Raw genomic sequence first — 20755 nt, forward strand, 5'->3', positions numbered from 1 at the left:
TCCTTCGGGAGCCCTTTGTCGTTTCCGCCTGGTAAACGGCACGACCCTTGCTATGGTTCTTTCTTTCGCGGTGCTATCAAATTAATGGCACCCGTGGTGGAGGGATTCCCAGTGTCTGCCGTTCTCTCATTGTTACAAAGCCGGCTGTTGCGGCCGGTGTTCGTTACCCTAGGTATCGCTCTTTTGGTGCAAGTACTGGTGGCCGTCGCCCTGACGCGAAGCACCGTCACTGCATTGGAAGCTGATTTGGGCAATCGCCTGGGTGTCGACAGCCAGAAACTGTCCGGCGAGTTGGCGCAAGCCGGCAAGGAAGTGACATCCAGCCTGGACAGTCTGTCTTCCAGCACGCGCCAGCGTCTGACGGCGGGGCTTTCCACGCGCCTGCAGGAAGAGCAGAAGCAACTGCGTGCGACCCTGGAAAAAGACCTGCAGGACTCTGCCAATGACATGGCGCAACTGCTCGCTTCGGTGGCGCCGCGCGCCATGTGGGACAGCGACGTGCCGACGCTGTCTGAGTTTGCCCGCAGAGCCCAGCGCAATCCCAACGTGTTGTTTGTGGTGTATGACGACGCGGCTGGCGAGCACCTGACCCGTTACCTTAATCGTGAAAACCCGATCAACCAGGCGCTGCTGGAAAAGGGCAAGGGCGAACGTGCCCTGGATAAAGTGCTGGATGCGGCGAAGAATGATCCCTCGGTGTTCTACGTCGAAGCGTCCATCAGCCCCAATGGCGTAGAGATCGGCAAGGTCCGCATGGGGGTTTCGACTGCCTCGGTCGAGGCTGACCTGGCCGCGCTGGACAAGCGTTTTGCTGCACTGATTGCCAGCGGTGACCAGTTGGTGGGCGACAGCCTCAAGGGTGCCGCGGCTGACAGCGCGGCGGCCATGGGCGCGCGTTTGCAGTCGGCGCAAGCCACCGCCACCCAGATGACCGCCAATACCACCAGCGCCGTGCAAGAGGCGGCGGGCACCTTGCGCTGGCGCATCGGCATGGGCCTGGCAGTTGTAGGTTTTGGTGTATTGCTGTTGATTGCTGTAGTGCTCGGCCGTCGGGTGGTCAATCGCCTGAAGCTGCTGATTGCAGCGATGGACGATTTGGCGGCAGGCGAGGGCGACCTGACCAAGCGCGTGCAGATCAACAGCCGGGACGAAATCGGCGACATGGCCTCGGCGGTCAATCGCTTTGTGGATAAATTGCAGCCGATCGTGCGTGAAGCCGGTGATGTGGCCCAGCGTACCGGCGTGGAAATCGGCGCGATGACCCTGCGCAATGCGGGTGCCGATGCGGCCGCCGGCTTGCAGCGTGATGAGGTTGCCGAAAGCCTGCGGGCGCTGTCGCAAATGGCGGATGAGGCCCAGGCGGAAAGCCATGCGATGCAGGCCGCCTTGCAGCAGGTGGTGGATATTCGCCAGGCGACTGATGAAAATTCCCGCACTTCAGCCGAAGTCGGCAGCTTGATCGAGGCGTTGGCGGGGCAGGTGCAGGCCGGTTCCAAGGTGATCGAGCGGCTGGCGCAGCAGAGCGAGCAGATCGAGGTGGTGTTGACGGTGATCCACGGGATTGCCGAGCAAACCAACCTGCTGGCGCTCAACGCGGCTATTGAGGCGGCGCGAGCCGGTGAGACCGGGCGCGGCTTTGCGGTGGTGGCGGACGAGGTTCGCGCCCTGGCCAGTAAAACCCAGAGTTCTACCGGCGACATCCAGGCCCACATCGTGGCCTTGCAGCAAGGCGCCCGTGAGGCCGTGGAAACCATCGGCAAGGCCGGGCGCCAGGCCAGCGAAGGTTTGTTGGTATTACGCGACAGTGTACGCCTGCAGCAGTCGGTACAGGCCTCGGTGGAGCAGGTGCATGCAGCGATTGGCCTGGCGACGCGGGCGGCTGAGCATCAGGCGCAGGGTGCGCATGCGGTGCGTGGGCGAGTCGAGATCATTCATGCCCAGGCTGAGCGAGCGGCGCAGGCGGTGGTAGAGACTACAGCCAGTGGCAAAGTGCTGGATGGGTTGGCGGCGCAGTTGAAGGCGAGCCTGGGGCAGTTCCGGGCTTGATGTCGCCTGGTGCGGCCCTTTCGCGAGCAAGCCCGCTCCCACATTCGACCGAGTTCCACTTCTGGAATGCGAGCAAATGTGGGAGCGGGCTTGCTCGCGAAAGCTATTTCAGCGGCTCAGATACATCCGCGTCGTAAGCAGATACACCGGCAGCCCCGACACCAAAATCAACAATGCCGCATAGGGCGCCGCTGCCGCGAATTCCACATTCGAGGTGTGCGCCCACACGGCAGTTGCCAAGGTGTTCAGCCCGGTCGGACTAAGCAGTAACGTCGCCGTCAATTCCTTCATCGCATCCAGGAATACCAGCGCAAACGCCGCCCCCAATGCCGGGAAAATAATCGGCAGCGTCACCCGGCAAAACGCACTGAACGACGACGCGCCCAGCGTTCTCGCCGCCTCTTCCAGCTGTGGTGCTGCCTTGTTCAGCGCCGTGCGGATCGGCGCCTGGGCCAGGGGCAAAAACAGCAGCGCATAAGCGATCAGCAGCAATGCCGACGTTTGATACAGCGCCGGCACGTAATGCAGGGCGAAATACACCAGTGTCAGCGCAATCACCAGGCCGGGCAGGGCGTGCAGCAGGTACGGCAGGCGTTCCGCCCACAGTGCGAGCTGGCCCTTGTAGCGCACCACCAGCAAGCCCACCGGCACGGCAAACAACAGGCAAAGCGCGGCGCCACCCAGGGACAGCGCCAGCGAAGAAAGCAGCGCCTCGCTGATCTCGGCTATCGGAAATGCCGCCGAACTGCCCACTGCCAGCCAATAACCGAGCATGCCCAGTGGAATGCCGCTGCCGATGATCGCCAGGAGCAGGCAATACAGCTGCCCCAGCGCCGCCCATTTGCCGAGTCGAACCTGTTCGGCATGCCGCGCCGCGCCCTGGCCGGTACGCACGTGCCGGCCCTTGCCGCGCACCCGCAGCTCCAGCCAGAGCAGCGTCAGGCACATCACCAGCAGCACCGCCGAAAGCATCGCCGCATTGGCGTTGCTGAACTCCAGCTCGAATTGCTGGTAGATTGCGGTGGTAAACGTCTGCAAGCCGATGATCGACAGCGCGCCGAACTCCACCAGCATATGCAGGGCAATCAACAGTGCCCCGGCCAGCAGTGACGGCCACAGTAAAGGCAAGGTGATGCGAAAGAACACGCCCCAGCGATTCAGGCCAAGGGTGCGGGCCGATTCTTCCAGGGATGGATCAAGATTGCGCAGGGTTGCCGCCACCGGCAGAAACACCAGTGGGTATTTGGACAGGGTCATCACCAGGATCGCTCCGCCCAACCCTTCAAAGTTGGCGCTTAACGAAACCCAGGTAAAGCTGCTGACAAACGCCGGCACCGCGAACGGCAGGCACAGGATCACTCCCCAGATCCGCCGCCCCGGCAGGTTGCTGCGTTCCAGCAGCCAGGCCAGGGACAAGCCGATCACGCCGCAGGCCACGGTGACGCCGACCATCAGCGCCAGGGTGTTGCGCAGCAACCCGAATACATAGGGCCGCCACAGCAAATGCACCGCTTCGGCCCATCCTGCCTGCCAGGCCTTGAGGCCGACATACGCCAGCGGCAACAGGCTCAGGCCTACCAGCAGCAGGACTGGTAGCAGCAACCAGATCGAAGGGCGTTTGCGTCTCGGCGTAAAACCCCCGCGCAAGGCGAGGGCGGGGAGCGATGGGTTCATCAGTTCAAGCCAACGTCACGTTCCAGTTCCAGGGCTTCTTCGGCGTTGCCCAGGTCGGCAGGGGTGACTTTCGGCGGTTGCAGCTCGCTGAAAGGCTTGAGGCCGCGGTTGGATTCCATGCCCTTGCGCAGCGGGTATTCGGCGGAAGTGTTGGTGATCACCCGCTGGCCTTCTTCGCTGGCCATGAATGCCAGCAGTTGCTGGGCTTCCTTTGGATGCTTGCTGGATTTCAGTGCAGCCGCGGCAGACACGGTGATCAGGCCACCGGCATCGCCGTTGGTGAAGTAGTGCAGCTGCGAATCCAGGTTGGTTTTTTCTTTCTTCAGGGCGAACCAGTAGTAGTTGTTCACCAAGACAGTGGCGACTTCGCCATTTTCCACGGCCTTGAGCGCAACCATGTTGTTGCTGTAGACCTTGCCGAAAGCGCGCAGGCCGGTCAGCCACTCTTCAGCCGCTTCGCGACCGTGCAGCTTGATGATCGCTACGGCTTGTTCCTGGAACGCGCCGCTGGTGGGCACGAAACCGACCTTGCCTTGCCACTCGGGCCCGGCGAAATCCAGTACCGACTTGGGCAGGTCTTTCTCGGCGATCAGCTTCGGGTTGAAGGCCACGACGCGGGTGCGTGCGGTCACGCCCATCCAGGCGCCGTTGGCGGCCACGTATTCCTTCGGCAGGACGTCGAGGGTGCTGGCGTCGATGGTTGCCAGCAGGCCTTGCTCGCCGAGTTTATTCAGCGGCGGCGATTCTTCGGTGTAGATCACGTCGGCAGGGGAGCGGTCACCTTCTTCGACGACCTGGCTGGCCAGCTGGTTGCTGCTGCCCTTGCGCACATTGACGTGGATGCCGGTCTTGGCTTCGAAGGCCTTGGCAAGTTCATCGCCGACCTCCTTGTGTTGGCCGTTGTACAAGGTCAGTGCAACCTTGTCGGCAGAATAGGCAGCGGGCGAGAGCAGGGTCAGGCCGAGCAGAGTGATGGTCAGGCCACGCAGAAGGGATGTCTTGAGACGGGTATCGCGGATCATCATCCGGGGTTTTCCTCACTTGAGTGCAACAAATCCTTACAAGGATAAACGATAAAACTTCTCAAGTGCGGACGAGGGGGGGAAATCACCGGTCAGGCTTTCAAACCCCGGAAACGAAAAAACCCGCTTTCGCGGGTTTGATCTGAATTTGGTGCCCAGGAGAAGACTCGAACTTCCACGACCTTGCGATCACCAGCACCTGAAGCTGGCGTGTCTACCAATTTCACCACCTGGGCATTATCAACGCTTGCGCTGTTGATGGAGCGAACTATACGGAGGGCTTTTTGATCTGTAAACCCCTGATTCAAAAATATAAATCAAGATTCTTGTTAAAAATCAAAGGCCTGAAACGCAAAAACCCGCTTTCGCGGGTTTTTGGAGACTCAAGGCATAACCTTGAGTTTGAAATTGGTGCCCAGGAGAAGACTCGAACTTCCACGACCTTGCGATCACCAGCACCTGAAGCTGGCGTGTCTACCAATTTCACCACCTGGGCAGCATCAACAACGTTGCCGTCGTCGATGGCGCGCACTATACGGAGGCTATTTTGAGCTGTAAAGCCCTGCCATGAAAAAAGTCTGGAATATTTCGCCGACGGTCGCGCAAGGTGCATTCCAAGGGCTACAAAGTGCTTTTACGGGCTTGTTGACACCTGAAATTTCCCGTTTCAATACGCGTATGCCAAACTAACCCGCATATAGACAAGGTGAAAACTCTCTAATGGCCGATTGGCAGTCCCTCGATCCCGAGGCCGCTCGTGAAGCGGAAAAATATGAAAACCCCATTCCTAGCCGCGAACTGATCCTGGCGCACCTCGCCGATCGGGGTTCGCCTGCTAGCCGCGAGCAGCTGGTTGAAGAATTCGGTCTGACCACCGAAGACCAACTCGAAGCCCTGCGTCGCCGCCTGCGCGCCATGGAGCGCGATGCCCAGTTGATCTACACCCGCCGCGGCACCTACGCGCCGGTGGACAAGCTCGACCTGATCCTCGGCCGCATCGCCGGCCACCGTGACGGTTTCGGCTTCCTGATCCCGGACGATGGCAGCGACGACCTGTTCATGAGCCCTGCGCAAATGCGCCTGGTGTTCGATGGCGACCGTGCCCTGGCCCGCGTTTCCGGCCTCGACCGTCGCGGTCGCCGTGAAGGCGTGATCGTCGAAGTGGTGTCCCGTGCCCACGAGTCCATCGTCGGCCGTTACTTCGAAGAAGGCGGCATCGGCTTCGTGGTGCCGGATAACCCCAAGGTTCAGCAGGAAGTGCTGATCACTCCGGGGCGCAATGGCGCCGCCAAAGTGGGCCAGTTCGTCGAGGTGAAAATCACCCACTGGCCCACTGCGCGCTTCCAGCCACAGGGCGATATCGTTGAAGTGGTCGGCAACTACATGGCGCCGGGCATGGAGATCGATGTTGCGCTGCGCACCTACGATATCCCTCACGTCTGGCCTGAGGCTGTGCTCAAAGAAGCCGCCAAGCTCAAGCCGGAAGTCGAAGAAAAAGACAAAGAGAAGCGCATCGACCTGCGTCATCTACCGTTCGTCACCATTGACGGCGAAGATGCCCGCGACTTCGACGATGCGGTCTACTGCGAAGCCAAGCCTGGCAAACTGCGCCTGTTCTCCGGCGGCTGGAAGTTGTTCGTCGCGATTGCCGACGTGTCCAGCTACGTGAAGATCGGTTCGGCCCTGGACAACGAAGCCCAGGTGCGCGGCAACTCGGTGTACTTCCCCGAGCGCGTCATCCCTATGCTGCCTGAGCAGCTGTCCAACGGCTTGTGCTCCCTGAACCCGAAAGTCGACCGTTTGGCCATGGTGTGCGAGATGACCATCTCGAAAACCGGCGAAATGACCGACTACCAGTTCTATGAAGCGGTGATCCACTCCCAGGCCCGCCTGACCTACAACAAGGTCAGCACCATCCTGGAGCAGCCGAAAACCAGCGAAGCCAAGGCCCTGCGCGGTGAGTACGGGCATGTCGTGCCGCATCTCAAGCAGCTCTACGCGCTGTACAAGGTGCTGTTGGGCGCTCGTCACGTGCGTGGCGCGATCGACTTTGAAACTCAGGAAACCCGGATTGTCTTCGGTTCCGAGCGCAAGATTGCCGCGATCACCCCGACCACGCGCAACGATGCTCACAAGCTGATCGAGGAGTGCATGCTGGCGGCCAACGTGGCCACCGCAGAATTCCTCAAAAAGCACGAGATTCCTGCGTTGTACCGGGTGCACGACGGCCCGCCGCCGGAGCGTCTGGAGAAGCTGCGCGCGTTCCTCGGTGAGCTCGGCCTGTCCCTGCACAAAGGCAAGGACGGCCCGACGCCGAAGGACTATCAGGCTCTGCTCGCGAGCATCAAGGACCGTCCGGATTACCACGTGATCCAGACCGTCATGCTGCGCTCCCTGAGCCAGGCGGTGTACAGCGCCGATAACCAGGGCCACTTCGGCCTGAATTACGAAGCGTACACCCACTTCACCTCGCCGATTCGTCGTTACCCGGACTTGCTCACGCACCGGGCGATCCGCAGCGTGATCCATTCCAAGCAGAACACCCCGCACGTCAAGCGTGCTGGTGCCATGACCATTCCGAAGGCACGGATCTATCCGTACGACGAAGCGGCCCTGGAACAGTTGGGCGAGCAGTGCTCCATGAGCGAGCGCCGTGCCGACGAAGCCACCCGCGACGTAGTGAACTGGCTCAAGTGCGAGTTCATGAAAGACCGCGTGGGCGAGTCGTTCCCGGGTGTGATCACTGCCGTGACCGGTTTTGGTTTGTTCGTCGAGCTGACCGACATCTACGTCGAGGGCCTGGTGCACGTCACCGCCTTGCCGGGTGACTACTACCACTTCGACCCTGTGCATCACCGCCTGGCGGGCGAGCGCACCGGTCGCAGCTTCCGTCTGGGCGATACCGTGGAAGTGCAGGTCATGCGCGTCGACCTCGACGAGCGCAAGATCGATTTCGGTATGCCTGACAAGCCGGCTGAACCGACTGGCCGTAAAAAACGTGGCAGCGAAACTGCAGCCCCGGCCAGCAAAGGCAAAGGCGCTCCTGCGAAAGCAGCGGTCGCCGAGCCTGCGCCAGCCAAGCCTGCGCGTCGTTCGTCTGCCAAGGACAAGGCCCCCGAAGCCTACCGCCCTAGCGATGCCGCGGCGAAAAACGCCGAGCTGCGCAAGAGCCGCGAGTTGAAGCAGCAGTTGCTCAACGAAGCCAAAAGCGGTGGTAAAGCGGCGTCTGGGGGAAAGTCCCGCGAGGCGGAAAAGCCGTCGAGCAAGCCGAGTAAACACCGTAAAGGCCCGCCAAAAGCGGGTTCGGCCCCCGCGAAAAGCGGCGGGTCGCGCAAACCTAAGGCCAAGTCATGAGTCTGGAAAAAATCTACGGCGTGCACGCCGTAGAAGCATTGCTGCGTCACCACCCGAAACGCGTCAAGCAGGTGTGGTTGGCAGAAGGCCGCAGTGAGCCGCGTGTTCAAGCGCTGGTCGAACTGGCCAATCAGAACAAAGTTGCCATCGGCCAGGCCGAGCGGCGCGAGATGGACGTCTGGGTTGAAGGCGTTCACCAGGGCGTGGTAGCCGACGTCAGTCCAAGCCAGGTCTGGGGCGAAGCGATGCTCGACGAGCTGCTCGACCGCACCGAAGGCGCACCGCTGTTGCTGGTGCTCGACGGCGTGACCGATCCGCACAACCTCGGCGCCTGCCTGCGTTCGGCGGATGCCGCCGGTGCGTTGGCGGTGATCGTGCCTAAAGACAAGTCGGCAACCTTGACGCCTGTCGTGCGTAAAGTCGCCTGCGGTGCTGCGGAAGTGATTCCGTTGGTGGCCGTGACCAACCTGGCGCGCACCCTCGAGAAACTCCAGCAGCGCGGCCTGTGGGTCGTGGGTACGGCGGGAGAGGCCGAGGTCAGCATTTATGACCAGGACCTCACCGGCCCGACCATCCTGATCATGGGTGCCGAAGGCAAGGGCATGCGCCGCCTGACCCGCGAGCATTGCGATTACCTGGTGCACCTGCCGATGGCCGGTAGCGTCAGCAGCCTCAACGTTTCAGTCGCAACGGGCGTCTGCCTGTTCGAAGCCCAGCGCCAGCGCGGCGCCAAGGCTAAAGCCAAGAAATAACCAAGTCTGGCGCAGGTCAAAATGTGGGAGGGGGCTTGCTCCCGAATACGGTGTATCAGTCAGTGCATTTGGTGACTGGCACATCGCTTTCGGGAGCAAGCCCCCTCCCACATTTGTTTTTGTGGTGTATGGGGGCTGTTCAAATAATCACCAATCACCTTGCACCCTTTCTCCCCCTTCTCTACAATTGCGCCCCTTGCCTTCATGGCAGGCACGCATGTGCCTCCCTTCGGCAAGATCCATAAGTGTCATTCACTCCTTGTCTGACCGTTTTTGAGCGGCAGGCTACAACCCGTAAGGAGCATTCATGCGTCATTACGAAATCATCTTTTTGGTCCACCCGGATCAAAGCGAGCAAGTCGGCGGCATGGTAGAGCGTTACACCAAGCTGATCGAAGAAGACGGCGGCAAAATCCACCGTCTGGAAGATTGGGGCCGTCGTCAACTGGCCTACGCAATCAACAATGTTCACAAGGCTCACTACGTGATGCTGAACGTTGAGTGCACTGGCAAGGCCCTGGCCGAGCTGGAAGACAACTTCCGCTACAACGATGCAGTGATCCGTAACCTGGTCATCCGTCGCGAAGAAGCCGTTACCGGCCAATCCGAGATGCTCAAGGCTGAAGAAAACCGCAGTGAGCGCCGTGAGCGTCGCGACCGTCCTGAGCACGAAGGCGCTGAAAGCGCTGATAGTGATGACAGCGACAACAGCGATAACGCTGACGAGTAATCCACGGACCTTTTAAGGAGCCTATCAAATGGCACGTTTCTTCCGTCGTCGTAAATTCTGCCGCTTCACCGCTGAAGACGTGAAGGAGATCGATTACAAAGATCTCAACACTCTGAAAGCCTACGTATCCGAGACCGGCAAAATTGTTCCAAGCCGCATCACCGGTACCAAAGCTCGTTATCAGCGTCAGCTGGCCACCGCTATCAAGCGCGCCCGCTTCCTGGCCCTGCTGGCCTACACCGACAGCCACGGCCGCTGAGACCGGGCAGTCGACAAGTAGTAAGGGATTGAATGCATGCGCGCCTTAGCTGAGTTCATCATGCGCGGTCGTGTGCAGGCCACTCTGGTAGTGGCTGGATGTGCAGCATTGCCGTTGTTGTATTGGTTGGGTGCTGCCGCGGGTTGCCTTGTGCTTCTGCGGCGCGGTTTGAAGGACGCCCTTGGCGTTCTTGCCCTGGGAATACTGCCGGCCTTGGTCTGGTGGTTGAAATTCGATGATCCACGGGTACTTCTGGTACTGCTCGGTTCATCGACCCTTGCGTTGGTTTTGCGCGCAAGTGAGTCCTGGGTCCGTACGCTGCTGGTCAGCGTGGCATTGGGGTTGGTGTATTCACTGGCGCTTGGCGCGGCTTTCCGCCCGCAAATCGAGGCGCTGGCGCAGGAGATCATAAAGATCCTGCCGCTGGCCCTCGGGGATCTCTACCAGCAGTTATCGGTAGAGGAGCGAGCGCGCTTTGCGTCAGTGGTTGCACCGATGCTTACCGGCCTGATAGCGGCACTGTTGCAGATTGTCAGCTTGCTGAGCCTGATTCTTGGGCGTTACTGGCAGGCGTTGTTGTATAACCCGGGTGGTTTTGGTCGCGAGTTTCGCAGTATCAGAATCCCCGCTGGACCGGCGATGTTGCTGCTGGCGTTCATGGTGGTCGGGCCGACTTTTGGCCTGGCGCTGTTGGTGCCGTTGTGCAGCGTACCGCTGGTATTCGCCGGCCTGTCCCTGATTCATGGGCTGGTGGCGCAAAAGCGACTGGGCAGATTCTGGCTGGTGGGGTTGTACGTGACGCTGTTGCTGTTCATGCAGCTGATCTATCCGTTACTCGTGGTCTTGGCCATTGTCGACGGCCTGATTGATTTTCGCGGTCGTCTGGCGCCGAAAGACGCCGATAACGCGAACGGTGAAGGTTAAAAGTTAGAGGATTTTCACATGCAACTGATCCTTCTGGAAAAAGTCGCCAACCTGGGCAACCTGGGCGACAAAGTGAACGTTAAGGCCGGCTACGGTCGTAACTACCTGCTGCCATACGGCAAAGCCACCGCTGCAACCGCTGCCAACCTGGCTGCGTTTGAAGAGCGTCGTGCCGAGCTGGAAAAAGCAGCAGCAGACAAAAAAGCTTCGGCCGAAACTCGCGCTGCCCAACTGGCTGAGCTGGAAGTGACTATCACTGCCACCGCCGGTGACGAAGGCAAGCTGTTCGGTTCGATCGGCACCCACGACATCGCTGATGCACTGACCGCCTCCGGCGTTGAAGTGCAGAAGAGCGAAGTTCGTCTGCCGAACGGCACCATCCGCAACGTTGGCGAATTCGATGTAGCCGTGCACCTGCACGCTGAAGTCGAAGCAACCGTACGCGTTGTTGTGGTAGCAGCTTAAGCAACACCTAACTGACTGGCACCTCGCGTGCCAGGCAGTTAACATCGGGCACGATCCTGTTCACAGGTCGTGCCTTTTGTTTTTCTGTAGCCCCAGATTCTCCAACTATTCCAAGTGGCCATGAACGATATCTCCGCTCCTGAGCAATATGACCTGCAAACCGCTGCCCTGAAGGTGCCGCCGCATTCCATCGAGGCCGAACAGGCCGTGCTCGGTGGCTTGATGCTGGACAACAACGCCTGGGAACGCGTGCTGGATCAAGTCTCGGACGGCGATTTCTACCGTCATGACCACCGCCTGATCTTCCGCGCCATTGCCAAGCTGGCCGATCAGAACTCACCGATTGACGTGGTGACCCTGGCCGAGCAATTGGACAAGGAAGGCCAGACGTCCCAAGTGGGCGGCCTGGGTTACCTGGGCGAGCTGGCGAAAAACACGCCATCGGTTGCCAACATCAAGGCCTATGCACAGATCGTCCGTGCGCGGGCCACGTTGCGCCAGTTGATCGGCATCGCCACCGAGATCGCCGACAGCGCGTTCAACCCGGAAGGCCGCACCGCCGAAGAGATTCTCGACGAAGCCGAACGGCAGATCTTCCAGATCGCCGAGGCCCGGCCTAAAACCGGCGGCCCGGTCAGCGTCAACGACTTGCTGACCAAGGCCATCGACCGTATCGACACCTTGTTCAACACTGACAACGCCATCACCGGCCTGTCCACCGGCTACACCGACCTCGACGGCATGACCAGCGGCCTGCAGCCAGCCGACTTGATCATCGTCGCCGGCCGTCCGTCCATGGGTAAAACCACCTTCGCCATGAACCTGGTGGAAAACGCCGTGTTGCGCAGCGACAAGGCCGTACTGGTTTACTCCCTGGAGATGCCAGGCGAATCGCTGATCATGCGTATGTTGTCGTCCCTGGGCCGCATCGACCAGACCAAGGTGCGTGCCGGCCGTCTGGAAGACGACGACTGGCCGCGGCTGACCTCGGCGGTCAACCTGCTCAACGATCGCAAGCTGTTTATCGATGACACCGCGGGCATCAGTCCGTCGGAAATGCGCGCGCGTACCCGACGCCTGGTGCGTGAGCACGGCGATATTGCCCTGATCATGATCGACTACCTGCAGTTGATGCAGATCCCGGGTTCCAGCGGTGACAGCCGGACCAACGAGATTTCCGAGATTTCCCGCTCGTTGAAAGCCCTGGCCAAGGAATTCAACTGCCCGGTGGTTGCCCTGTCGCAGCTCAACCGATCTCTTGAGCAGCGTCCGAACAAACGCCCGATCAACTCCGACTTGCGGGAATCCGGAGCGATCGAGCAGGATGCTGACGTGATCATGTTCGTATACCGGGACGAGGTGTATCACCCGGAAACCGAGCATAAAGGCATCGCTGAAATCATTATCGGTAAACAGCGTAACGGGCCAATCGGCACCACGCGCCTGGCCTTCATCGGTAAATACACCCGCTTCGAGAACCTGGCGCCGGGCAGCTATAACTTCGAAGACGAGTAAAAGCGCTGCCCGCCAATTCCGACTGCAAAGGTCGGAATTGGTCAAATTTTGTGCTATATTCCGCGCCCGCGATTTTTCATCTCAACACCGGTCACCGTCATGCAAACAGCCAAGCCGTTATTTGACTATCCCAAGTACTGGGCCGAATGTTTCGGTCCTGCGCCATTCCTGCCGATGAGCAGGGAGGAGATGGATCAGCTTGGCTGGGATTCATGCGACATCATCATCGTCACCGGTGACGCGTACGTGGACCATCCGTCGTTCGGCATGGCAATCATCGGCCGGCTGCTGGAGTCCCAGGGCTTTCGCGTCGGGATCATTGCCCAGCCCAACTGGCAGTCCAAAGACGACTTCATGAAGCTCGGCGAGCCGAACCTGTTCTTCGGCGTCGCGGCCGGCAACATGGACTCGATGATCAACCGCTACACCGCCGACAAGAAAATCCGCTCCGATGACGCCTACACCCCAGGCGGCATGGCCGGCAAACGTCCGGACCGCGCGAGCCTGGTCTACAGCCAGCGCTGCAAGGAAGCCTACAAGCACGTGCCGATCGTGCTCGGCGGCATCGAAGCCTCCCTGCGCCGCATCGCCCACTACGACTACTGGCAGGACCGTGTACGCAACTCGATCCTGATCGACGCCTGCGCCGATATCCTGCTGTACGGCAACGCCGAGCGGGCCATCGTCGAAGTCGCCCAGCGCCTGTCGTGGGGCCACAAGATCGAAGACATCACCGACGTGCGCGGCACTGCGTTCATTCGCCGTGACACGCCCGAAGGCTGGTACGAGGTGGACTCCACCCGTATCGACCGTCCGGGCAAGATCGACAAGATCATCAACCCGTACGTGAACACCCAGGACACCCAGGCCTGCGCCATCGAGCAGGAAAAGGGCCCGGTGGAAGACCCGGAAGAGGCCAAGGTGGTACAGATCCTGGCCAGCCCACGCATGACCCGTGACAAGACCGTGATCCGTCTGCCGTCCGTGGAAAAAGTCCGTGGCGACTCGGTGCTGTATGCCCACGCCAACCGCGTGCTCCACCTGGAAACCAACCCGGGCAACGCCCGCGCGCTGGTACAGAAGCACGGCGAAGTGGATGTGTGGTTCAACCCGCCGCCCATTCCCATGACTACCGAAGAAATGGACTACGTGTTCGGCATGCCTTACGCCCGTGTTCCACACCCGGCGTACGGCAAGGAAAAGATCCCGGCCTACGACATGATCCGCTTCTCGGTGAACATCATGCGTGGCTGCTTCGGCGGCTGCACCTTCTGCTCGATCACCGAGCACGAAGGCCGGATCATCCAGAACCGTTCCGAAGAGTCGATCATTCGCGAAATCGAAGAGATCCGCGACAAGGTGCCAGGCTTCACCGGCGTCATTTCCGACCTCGGCGGCCCGACCGCGAACATGTACCGCATTGCCTGCAAGAGCCCGGAGATCGAATCCGCGTGCCGCAAGCCATCCTGCGTGTTCCCGGGTATCTGCCCGAACCTGAACACCGACCACTCGTCGTTGATCCAGCTGTACCGCAGCGCCCGTGCGTTGCCGGGTGTGAAGAAGATCCTGATCGCTTCCGGCCTGCGCTACGACCTCGCGGTCGAGTCGCCGGAGTATGTGAAGGAGCTGGTGACCCACCACGTCGGTGGTTACCTGAAGATCGCCCCGGAACACACCGAGGAAGGTCCGCTCAACCAGATGATGAAACCGGGCATCGGCAGCTATGACAAGTTCAAGCGCATGTTCGAGAAGTACACCAAGGAAGCGGGCAAGGAGCAGTACCTGATTCCTTACTTCATCGCCGCCCACCCGGGCACCACCGATGAAGACATGATGAACCTGGCCCTGTGGCTCAAGGGCAACGGCTTCCGCGCCGACCAGGTGCAGGCGTTCTACCCGTCGCCAATGGCCACCGCCACGGCGATGTACCACTCGGGCAAGAACCCGCTGCGCAAGGTCACCTACAAGAGCGACGCGGTGACCATCGTCAAGAGCGAAGAACAGCGCCGCCTGCACAAGGCCTTCCTGCGCTACCACGACCCGAAGGGCTGGCCGATGCTGCGTGAAGCATTGACTCGCATGGGCCGTGCAGACCTGATCGGGCCGGGCAAGGAGCAACTGATCCCGTTGCACCAACCGTCCACCGACAGCTACCAGAGCGCTCGTCGCAAAAACTCGACGCCGGCTGGCAGCCACAAGGTTGCGAAGGAAACCACCACCAGGATCCTCACCCAGCACACCGGCCTGCCGCCGCGAGGCAGTGATGGCAGCAACCCGTGGGACAAGCGCGAGCAAGCCAAGGCCGCAGCCATGGCGCGCAACAAGCAGGCCGCCAAGGAGCGCACCGACGCCGCCAAGGGCAAAGGCAAGAAGCCAGCCCGCAAGCCGGTGGTGCCGCGTTGATCGCCGCCTGAAACGCAAAACGCCAGCCTCGTGCTGGCGTTTTGCTTTCTAGCGGGTGGGTAGCCTGTTTGTTAAGGTGGCGCCCATTCGAGCGCCATCGCAGGCAAGCCAGCTCCCACATGTGACCGGGTTTCAGCATGAGAATGCGGTCGAATGTGGGAGCGGGCTTGCTCGCGAAAGCGCCAGTTCAGACACCACCCATTTCAAGGAAGAACACCCCCATGAGCAGCCCCCTGCTTGGCATCGGCATGGACTCCAACCGCTCCCAGTTCATGGCCCGCCAGCGCATCGAAAGCCAGATCAACCTGCCACGCCTGTTTGCCGCCATCGACGCCGACCCCGGCATCGTGGGGGCGGGTGTGGTGTATATCGATGCCGACTTCAACATCGTGACCCTGCGTGAATTCAAACCCCTCTGCAGCATTAAGCCCAAGCGCGTGATTCTGCGGGAGGCGCAGAAGTACATTGCCCCCACGCAATTTGCTGAACATGTTGTGAGTAATCCGCGCGAATCCCGCCTGATTGGTGAGGCCGTGAATACCGGCATTTCTTGTTTTGGCGCCGTCATCAGTTGGGCGGCTATTGCCAGCGGAACCATTTTGGTTCCATTCAGCGCCGGCGCGAGTTCGGTCATCGTCGTGGTCGGATACGCGGCTGCTGGTGCAAGCGCACTCCAGTGTTTCAATGGCATTACTCGAACGGTACTCGAGGTGGCAAGGCCAGAGGGAAATGATTGGCTCGACAGCGAGGCGTGGTATCAGAACACCTCAACGGTTTTGGACGCAGTATCGTTAGCTGGAGTGGGTGCCTCCGCCCTGACGACAATAAAACTTGTCAATGTCGCGAAGGCGGCCACAGGCAAGACGTTGCGCGAAGTGCTTCGTGGCTTGAATCGACAAGAAAGAGCGAAGCTCACAAAAGAACTGCTGACCATCAATGACCCTCGCCTCACATCGAAGATGCTCAAGCTCAAGCAGTTGTCGGGCGAACTGCCCAAGCGTTTTACCCCGACCCAACTTAAACACAGTACCAAAACCCAGATTAAAGACGCCTTAGGCGCAACGGCGGGCCTTATAGGGAGTGCTTACACGGGCAACGTAAAAACCATCGCATTGGGGTTGTATGAGGAGGTCGGAGAATGAGCGAGCTGATGACGCTTCGTGATTTTTTCAGGCATTACTTCCTTACTTTTATCGGTGGTGTATTTGCGGCCTATTTTTCTTTGGGCTTCGCTACAGCGCTTTCCTTTGCGACCTATTTTCGTGATTCGCCTCTCGCTGGCGGCTTGGGCTTTTCGATCATGCTCATCGGAGCATTGCTGATCCTGTTAACGGTCCATAGCAATTTCATGATTTTGCGCGGGCGCCCGTCGTGGGTGTGGGTAATGGTGGGTATTTACTTCGCCTGCTTTCTGTTTGTGCTTCCCATGATTCAGTACGCGCCGCACGCCGTTCTTTATGGCCTGGCGTTGGTTTTTCCGCTGTTTGGCCTCTTGATACTCAACAGCTCTGTTCAGCGAGATATGCGCATTAAACTCGTAGGAATTCGCCACATTCGACAGTCTTTGAAGACCAAGAGCCGAACCCGATAGGTATCAGGACATCACTCCTGTCGATTTTTATCAGGGAATCGAGCAATGAACCAAGCACCGAGCATTCGCGGTTTTCTATCTCGGTATTTTCCTGTTTTCATGGGGGCGATATTGGCATCGGTATTTTCCCTGGCCTTTGCGGTGCCATTGTTTTTTGAAAGCTATTTCCGGGATCTTTCTGTGGCCGATACCGCTAAGTACTCCTTTATCGGCGGAATCGCTTTAACGATGGTCATCGTGCACTGCAACTTCATGATTGCGCGCGGGCACCCGCAATGGGTCTGGCCACTGGTGGTGTTACTGGGGCTTTGTTTCGCGTGTGTGCTGCCCACTATCGTGTATCAGCCGCATGCGTTCATTTATGGCGTGAGCGTGCTTTTACCCTTGCTTGCACTGCTATTGCTTAACAGCAAGCGCCACCGCGAAATGCGCCAGAAACTGGTCGAAGTTCGCCACCTGCGTGAAGCCGTGATCGCCAGGCACAAAGCCCGTTGACTGGGTAGATTCACCACCCACCCTCACACTCCCGCCACAAATATGTGCAACCCTCGCACCACGACGGCAGCCATCGCGCCGTTTTGGTGCTGTACTGCACCGGGTCCCACGATAAAGCGCAATGACCACTGCTCTGGCATAAGTCTTGCGCGCTTTGTTTCCATGCCCTGGCTCGCAGGAGGCCGCCGTGTCGATTCATGTCGCGTTGCACCACGTTACGCATTACCGCTACGACCGCGCGGTCGAACTCGGCCCACAGATTGTTCGTCTGCGTCCGGCGGCCCATAGCCGCACGCGGATTCTTTCCTACGCGCTGAAGGTGCTGCCGGAACAGCACTTCATCAATTGGCAGCAAGATCCCCAGGGCAATTACCTGGCGCGTCTGGTGTTCCCGGAAAAAACTGACGAGCTGCGCATCGAAGTCGACCTGGTGGCGGAGATGGCGGTATTCAATCCGTTCGATTTCTTCCTGGAACCCTACGCCGAAAAAATCCCGTTCAGCTACGCCGCCGATGAGCAGCGCGAGCTGGCGCCGTACCTCGAAACATTGCCGCTGACCCCGAGATTCGCCGCGTATCTGGCGGGTATCGACCGCACGCCGTTGCCGGCGGTGGATTTCCTGGTGGGCCTGAATCAGCGCCTGGCCGCCGATATCGGCTACCTGATCCGCATGGAGCCGGGGGTACAAACTCCGGAATTCACCCTGGAAAACGCCTCCGGTTCCTGCCGGGATTCGGCGTGGTTGCTGGTGCAACTGCTGCGCAACCTTGGGTTGGCGGCACGGTTTGTGTCGGGCTATCTGATCCAGCTGACCGCCGACGTCAAAGCCCTCGACGGCCCATCCGGCACCGAGGTGGATTTCACCGACCTGCACGCCTGGTGCGAAGTGTATTTGCCCGGCGCCGGCTGGATCGGCCTCGATGCCACCTCCGGTTTGTTCGCCGGTGAAGGTCATATCCCGTTGGCCTGTAGTCCTGATCCTTCTTCCGCAGCGCCCATCAGTGGCCTGGTGGAACCCTGCGAGTGCGAATTTACCCACGAGATGTCCGTGGAGCGGATTTGGGAAGCCCCCAGGGTTACCAAGCCCTACACCGAAGAGCAGTGGCTGGCGATCCAGGCCCTGGGCCGGCAGATCGACGGTGACCTGCACAAGGACGACGTACGCCTGACCATGGGCGGCGAACCCACCTTCGTTTCCATCGACGACCCCGACGGCGCCGAATGGAACACCGCCGCCCTGGGCCCGGACAAACGCCGGCTGTCCGCCGAGCTGTTCCAGCGCATGCGCAAGCACTACGCACCCAAGGGCCTGGTGCATTTCGGCCAGGGCAAGTGGTACCCCGGCGAGCAACTGCCGCGCTGGTCTCTCAACTGCTACTGGCGCCGCGACGGCGTGCCGATCTGGCACAACAGCGCGCTGATCGCCGATGAGCAGGAAAGCTATGGCGCCGACGGCGTGATGGCCGGGCGTTTTCTGGCCAGCGTTGCCGAGCGCCTGAAACTGCCCGCGCAGTTTGTATTCCCGGCCTACGAAGACAATTTCTATTACCTGTGGCGCGAAGGCGCCTTGCCGCAAAACGTCAGCGCCGAAGATCCGCGCCTGGAGGACAAGCTTGAGCGCGAGCGCCTGCGCAAGGTCTTCAGCCAGGGCCTGGATAAAGTCATCGGCCAGGTGCTGCCGCTGGCGCGCACGGCGGCCAATGACCGCTGGCAGAGCGGGCGCTGGTACCTGCGGGACAACCATTGCCGCCTGGTGCCGGGCGATTCACCGTTGGGTTATCGCCTGCCACTGGCCTCGCAACCGTGGGTAACGGCGGCGGACTATCCGTTCGTGCACCCCACCGATCCGAATCAGGACCTGGCAGACCTGCCGACCACCTCGCAACTGCAAAGCCATGGCGAGGCAGCTGCCAGCCAAGACCGTATCCCGAAGATCGACGAGTCTGCCGACTGGCTGACCCGCACCGCCCTGTGCGCCGAGGCACGGGACGGCCGCTTGTACCTGTTCATGCCGCCGCTGGAACGGGTCGAGGATTACCTGGAACTGGTGGCCGCCATCGAAGCCACCGCCGAAGAACTGCATTGCCCGGTGTTGCTGGAAGGTTATGAGCCGCCGAGCGACCCACGCCTGAGCAACTTCCGGGTGACGCCGGATCCGGGTGTGATCGAGGTCAACGTGCAGCCGTCCGCCACCTGGGACGAGTTGGTGGAACGCACCGAGTTTCTCTACGAAGAAGCCCGGCAAACCCGCCTCACCACAGAAAAATTCATGATCGACGGGCGCCACACCGGCACCGGCGGCGGTAACCACTTTGTGCTCGGTGGCGCTACGCCCAAGGATTCGCCGTTCCTGCGGCGTCCCGATCTGCTGCGCAGCCTGATCAGCTATTGGCATAACCATCCGTCATTGTCCTACCTGTTTTCCGGCCTGTTCATCGGCCCGACTTCCCAGGCACCACGGGTCGACGAAGCGCGCAACGATGCGCTGTATGAGCTGGAAATCGCCTTCGCGCAGATGCCCGAAGCGGGCGAAGAATGCCCGCCATGGTTGGTGGACCGCCTGCTGCGCAACCTGCTGATCGACGTCACTGGCAATACCCACCGCGCCGAGTTCTGCATCGACAAGCTCTACTCGCCGGACGGTGCCACCGGCCGCCTGGGCCTGCTGGAATTGCGTGCCTTTGAAATGCCGCCCCACGCCCGCATGAGCCTGACCCAACAGTTGTTGCTGCGGGCACTGGTCGCGCGGTTCTGGCGTGAACCCTATGCGCCGCCGAAGCTGGCGCGCTGGGGCACAGAGCTGCATGACCGCTTCCTGCTGCCGCACTTTATCGAGCAGGATTTTGCCGACGTGATCGTTGAGCTGAACGCTGCCGGTTATCCGCTGCGGGCCGAATGGTTTGCCGCGCACCTGGAGTTCCGTTTTCCCAAGGTCGGTGACTACGCCGTCAGCGGCATCGAACTGGAATTGCACCAGGCCCTTGAGCCCTGGCATGTGCTGGGCGAAGAGGGTGCGGTGGGCGGTACGGTGCGTTACGTGGATTCGTCCCTGGAGCGCCTGCAGGTCAAGTTGAGTGGCCTGCCGCCCCAGCGTTACCTGCTGACCTGCAATGGCATCCCGGTGCCGCTGCAACCCACCGGGCGTGTCGGCGAGTTTGTGGCTGGCGTGCGTTATCGCGCCTGGCAACCGGCCAACTGCCTGCAGCCAACGATCCCGGTGCATGCGCCACTGGTGTTCGATCTTTTGGATACGTGGATGCAGCGCTCGCTGGGCGGTTGCCAGTACCATGTCGCCCACCCGGGCGGGCGCAATTACGACAGCCTGCCGGTGAATGCCAATGAAGCTGAAAGCCGGCGGATGGCGCGGTTTTTCCGCTTGGGACACAGCCCCGGGAAATTGCCGGTGCCGAGTGTGGTGATCAATGATGAATTGCCGATGACCCTGGATTTGCGGCGCTTCCCCAATAAGAATGACTAAATGCGATTCAAAATGTGGGAGCAGGGTTTGTGTGGGAGCTGGCTTGC

Annotated in this window: 15 protein-coding genes and 2 tRNA genes; 13 read left to right on the forward strand and 4 right to left on the reverse strand. The window is 60.4% G+C overall.

The genetic code is table 11. The features are described 5' to 3' along the window. The first annotated feature begins 111 nt into the window (after positions 1 to 111). A complete protein-coding gene (locus HX807_RS02205; RefSeq protein WP_008439098.1) occupies positions 112 to 2046 on the forward strand; it encodes a methyl-accepting chemotaxis protein in 1935 nt (644 codons plus the stop codon). Between the two features lie 108 nt (positions 2047 to 2154). Here HX807_RS02205 and HX807_RS02210 read toward each other — a convergent pair whose 3' ends face one another. The 4 genes from HX807_RS02210 to HX807_RS02225 all read right to left on the reverse strand — a co-directional run bounded on the left by HX807_RS02210 (position 2155) and on the right by HX807_RS02225 (position 5238). Continuing rightward, positions 2155 to 3720 carry an iron ABC transporter permease gene (locus HX807_RS02210; RefSeq protein ID WP_008439096.1) on the reverse strand — a complete coding sequence of 522 codons (1566 nt, stop codon included), beginning with the start codon at positions 3718 to 3720 and terminating at the stop codon, positions 2155 to 2157. Continuing rightward, entirely contained in the window at positions 3720 to 4745 is a 1026-nt protein-coding gene (locus HX807_RS02215) for an extracellular solute-binding protein (protein ID WP_008439094.1), read from the reverse strand. The genes HX807_RS02210 and HX807_RS02215 overlap by 1 nt, the downstream gene beginning before the upstream one ends. A 146-nt stretch (positions 4746 to 4891) precedes the next feature. Beyond that, a tRNA-Leu gene (locus tag HX807_RS02220) sits at positions 4892 to 4978 on the reverse strand. 173 nt (positions 4979 to 5151) lie between these two features. Then, positions 5152 to 5238 (reverse strand) — tRNA-Leu (locus HX807_RS02225). 224 nt (positions 5239 to 5462) lie between these two features. Between HX807_RS02225 and rnr the strand changes: the two genes are divergently transcribed. The 12 genes from rnr to HX807_RS02285 all read left to right on the forward strand — a co-directional run bounded on the left by rnr (position 5463) and on the right by HX807_RS02285 (position 20708). Beyond that, the gene (gene rnr / locus HX807_RS02230; protein ID WP_003217496.1) at positions 5463 to 8096 is read left to right on the forward strand and encodes a ribonuclease R; all 2634 of its coding nucleotides are present in this window, start codon (positions 5463 to 5465) and stop codon (positions 8094 to 8096) included. After that, the gene (gene rlmB / locus HX807_RS02235) at positions 8093 to 8848 is read left to right on the forward strand and encodes a 23S rRNA (guanosine(2251)-2'-O)-methyltransferase RlmB (RefSeq protein ID WP_003217493.1); all 756 of its coding nucleotides are present in this window, start codon (positions 8093 to 8095) and stop codon (positions 8846 to 8848) included. Before rnr ends, rlmB begins: the two co-directional genes overlap by 4 nt. A gap of 307 nt (positions 8849 to 9155) precedes the next feature. Next, the gene (gene rpsF / locus HX807_RS02240; RefSeq protein WP_003217491.1) at positions 9156 to 9578 is read left to right on the forward strand and encodes a 30S ribosomal protein S6; all 423 of its coding nucleotides are present in this window, start codon (positions 9156 to 9158) and stop codon (positions 9576 to 9578) included. Between the two features lie 28 nt (positions 9579 to 9606). After that, complete coding sequence (rpsR, locus tag HX807_RS02245; protein WP_002551829.1) at positions 9607 to 9837, forward strand: 30S ribosomal protein S18; 231 nt, start codon at positions 9607 to 9609, stop codon at positions 9835 to 9837. A gap of 36 nt (positions 9838 to 9873) precedes the next feature. Next, entirely contained in the window at positions 9874 to 10761 is an 888-nt protein-coding gene (locus HX807_RS02250) for a hypothetical protein (RefSeq protein WP_003217488.1), read from the forward strand. Positions 10762 to 10779: 18 nt separating this feature from the next. Next, positions 10780 to 11226 (forward strand): 50S ribosomal protein L9, encoded by a 447-nt coding sequence (gene rplI / locus HX807_RS02255; RefSeq protein ID WP_003171376.1) that lies wholly within the window; start codon positions 10780 to 10782, stop codon positions 11224 to 11226. 120 nt (positions 11227 to 11346) lie between these two features. Next, positions 11347 to 12741, forward strand: a complete 1395-nt coding sequence (gene dnaB / locus HX807_RS02260; RefSeq protein WP_003217484.1) for a replicative DNA helicase — start codon at positions 11347 to 11349, stop codon at positions 12739 to 12741. 99 nt (positions 12742 to 12840) lie between these two features. After that, positions 12841 to 15144, forward strand: a complete 2304-nt coding sequence (locus HX807_RS02265) for a YgiQ family radical SAM protein (protein WP_008439091.1) — start codon at positions 12841 to 12843, stop codon at positions 15142 to 15144. Positions 15145 to 15365: 221 nt separating this feature from the next. After that, a complete protein-coding gene (locus HX807_RS02270) occupies positions 15366 to 16286 on the forward strand; it encodes a hypothetical protein (RefSeq protein WP_008439090.1) in 921 nt (306 codons plus the stop codon). Continuing rightward, positions 16283 to 16735 (forward strand): hypothetical protein, encoded by a 453-nt coding sequence (locus HX807_RS02275; protein ID WP_008439089.1) that lies wholly within the window; start codon positions 16283 to 16285, stop codon positions 16733 to 16735. Before HX807_RS02270 ends, HX807_RS02275 begins: the two co-directional genes overlap by 4 nt. 45 nt (positions 16736 to 16780) lie before the next feature. Continuing rightward, on the forward strand, positions 16781 to 17230 hold the full coding sequence (locus HX807_RS02280; protein ID WP_102367983.1) for a hypothetical protein: 450 nt from the start codon (positions 16781 to 16783) through the stop codon (positions 17228 to 17230). Between the two features lie 187 nt (positions 17231 to 17417). Next, on the forward strand, positions 17418 to 20708 hold the full coding sequence (locus HX807_RS02285; protein ID WP_177049118.1) for a transglutaminase family protein: 3291 nt from the start codon (positions 17418 to 17420) through the stop codon (positions 20706 to 20708). The last annotated feature ends 47 nt before the right edge of the window (positions 20709 to 20755 follow it).

Source organism: Pseudomonas sp. D8002, from assembly GCF_013385695.1.
Classification (GTDB): Bacteria; Pseudomonadota; Gammaproteobacteria; order Pseudomonadales; family Pseudomonadaceae; genus Aquipseudomonas.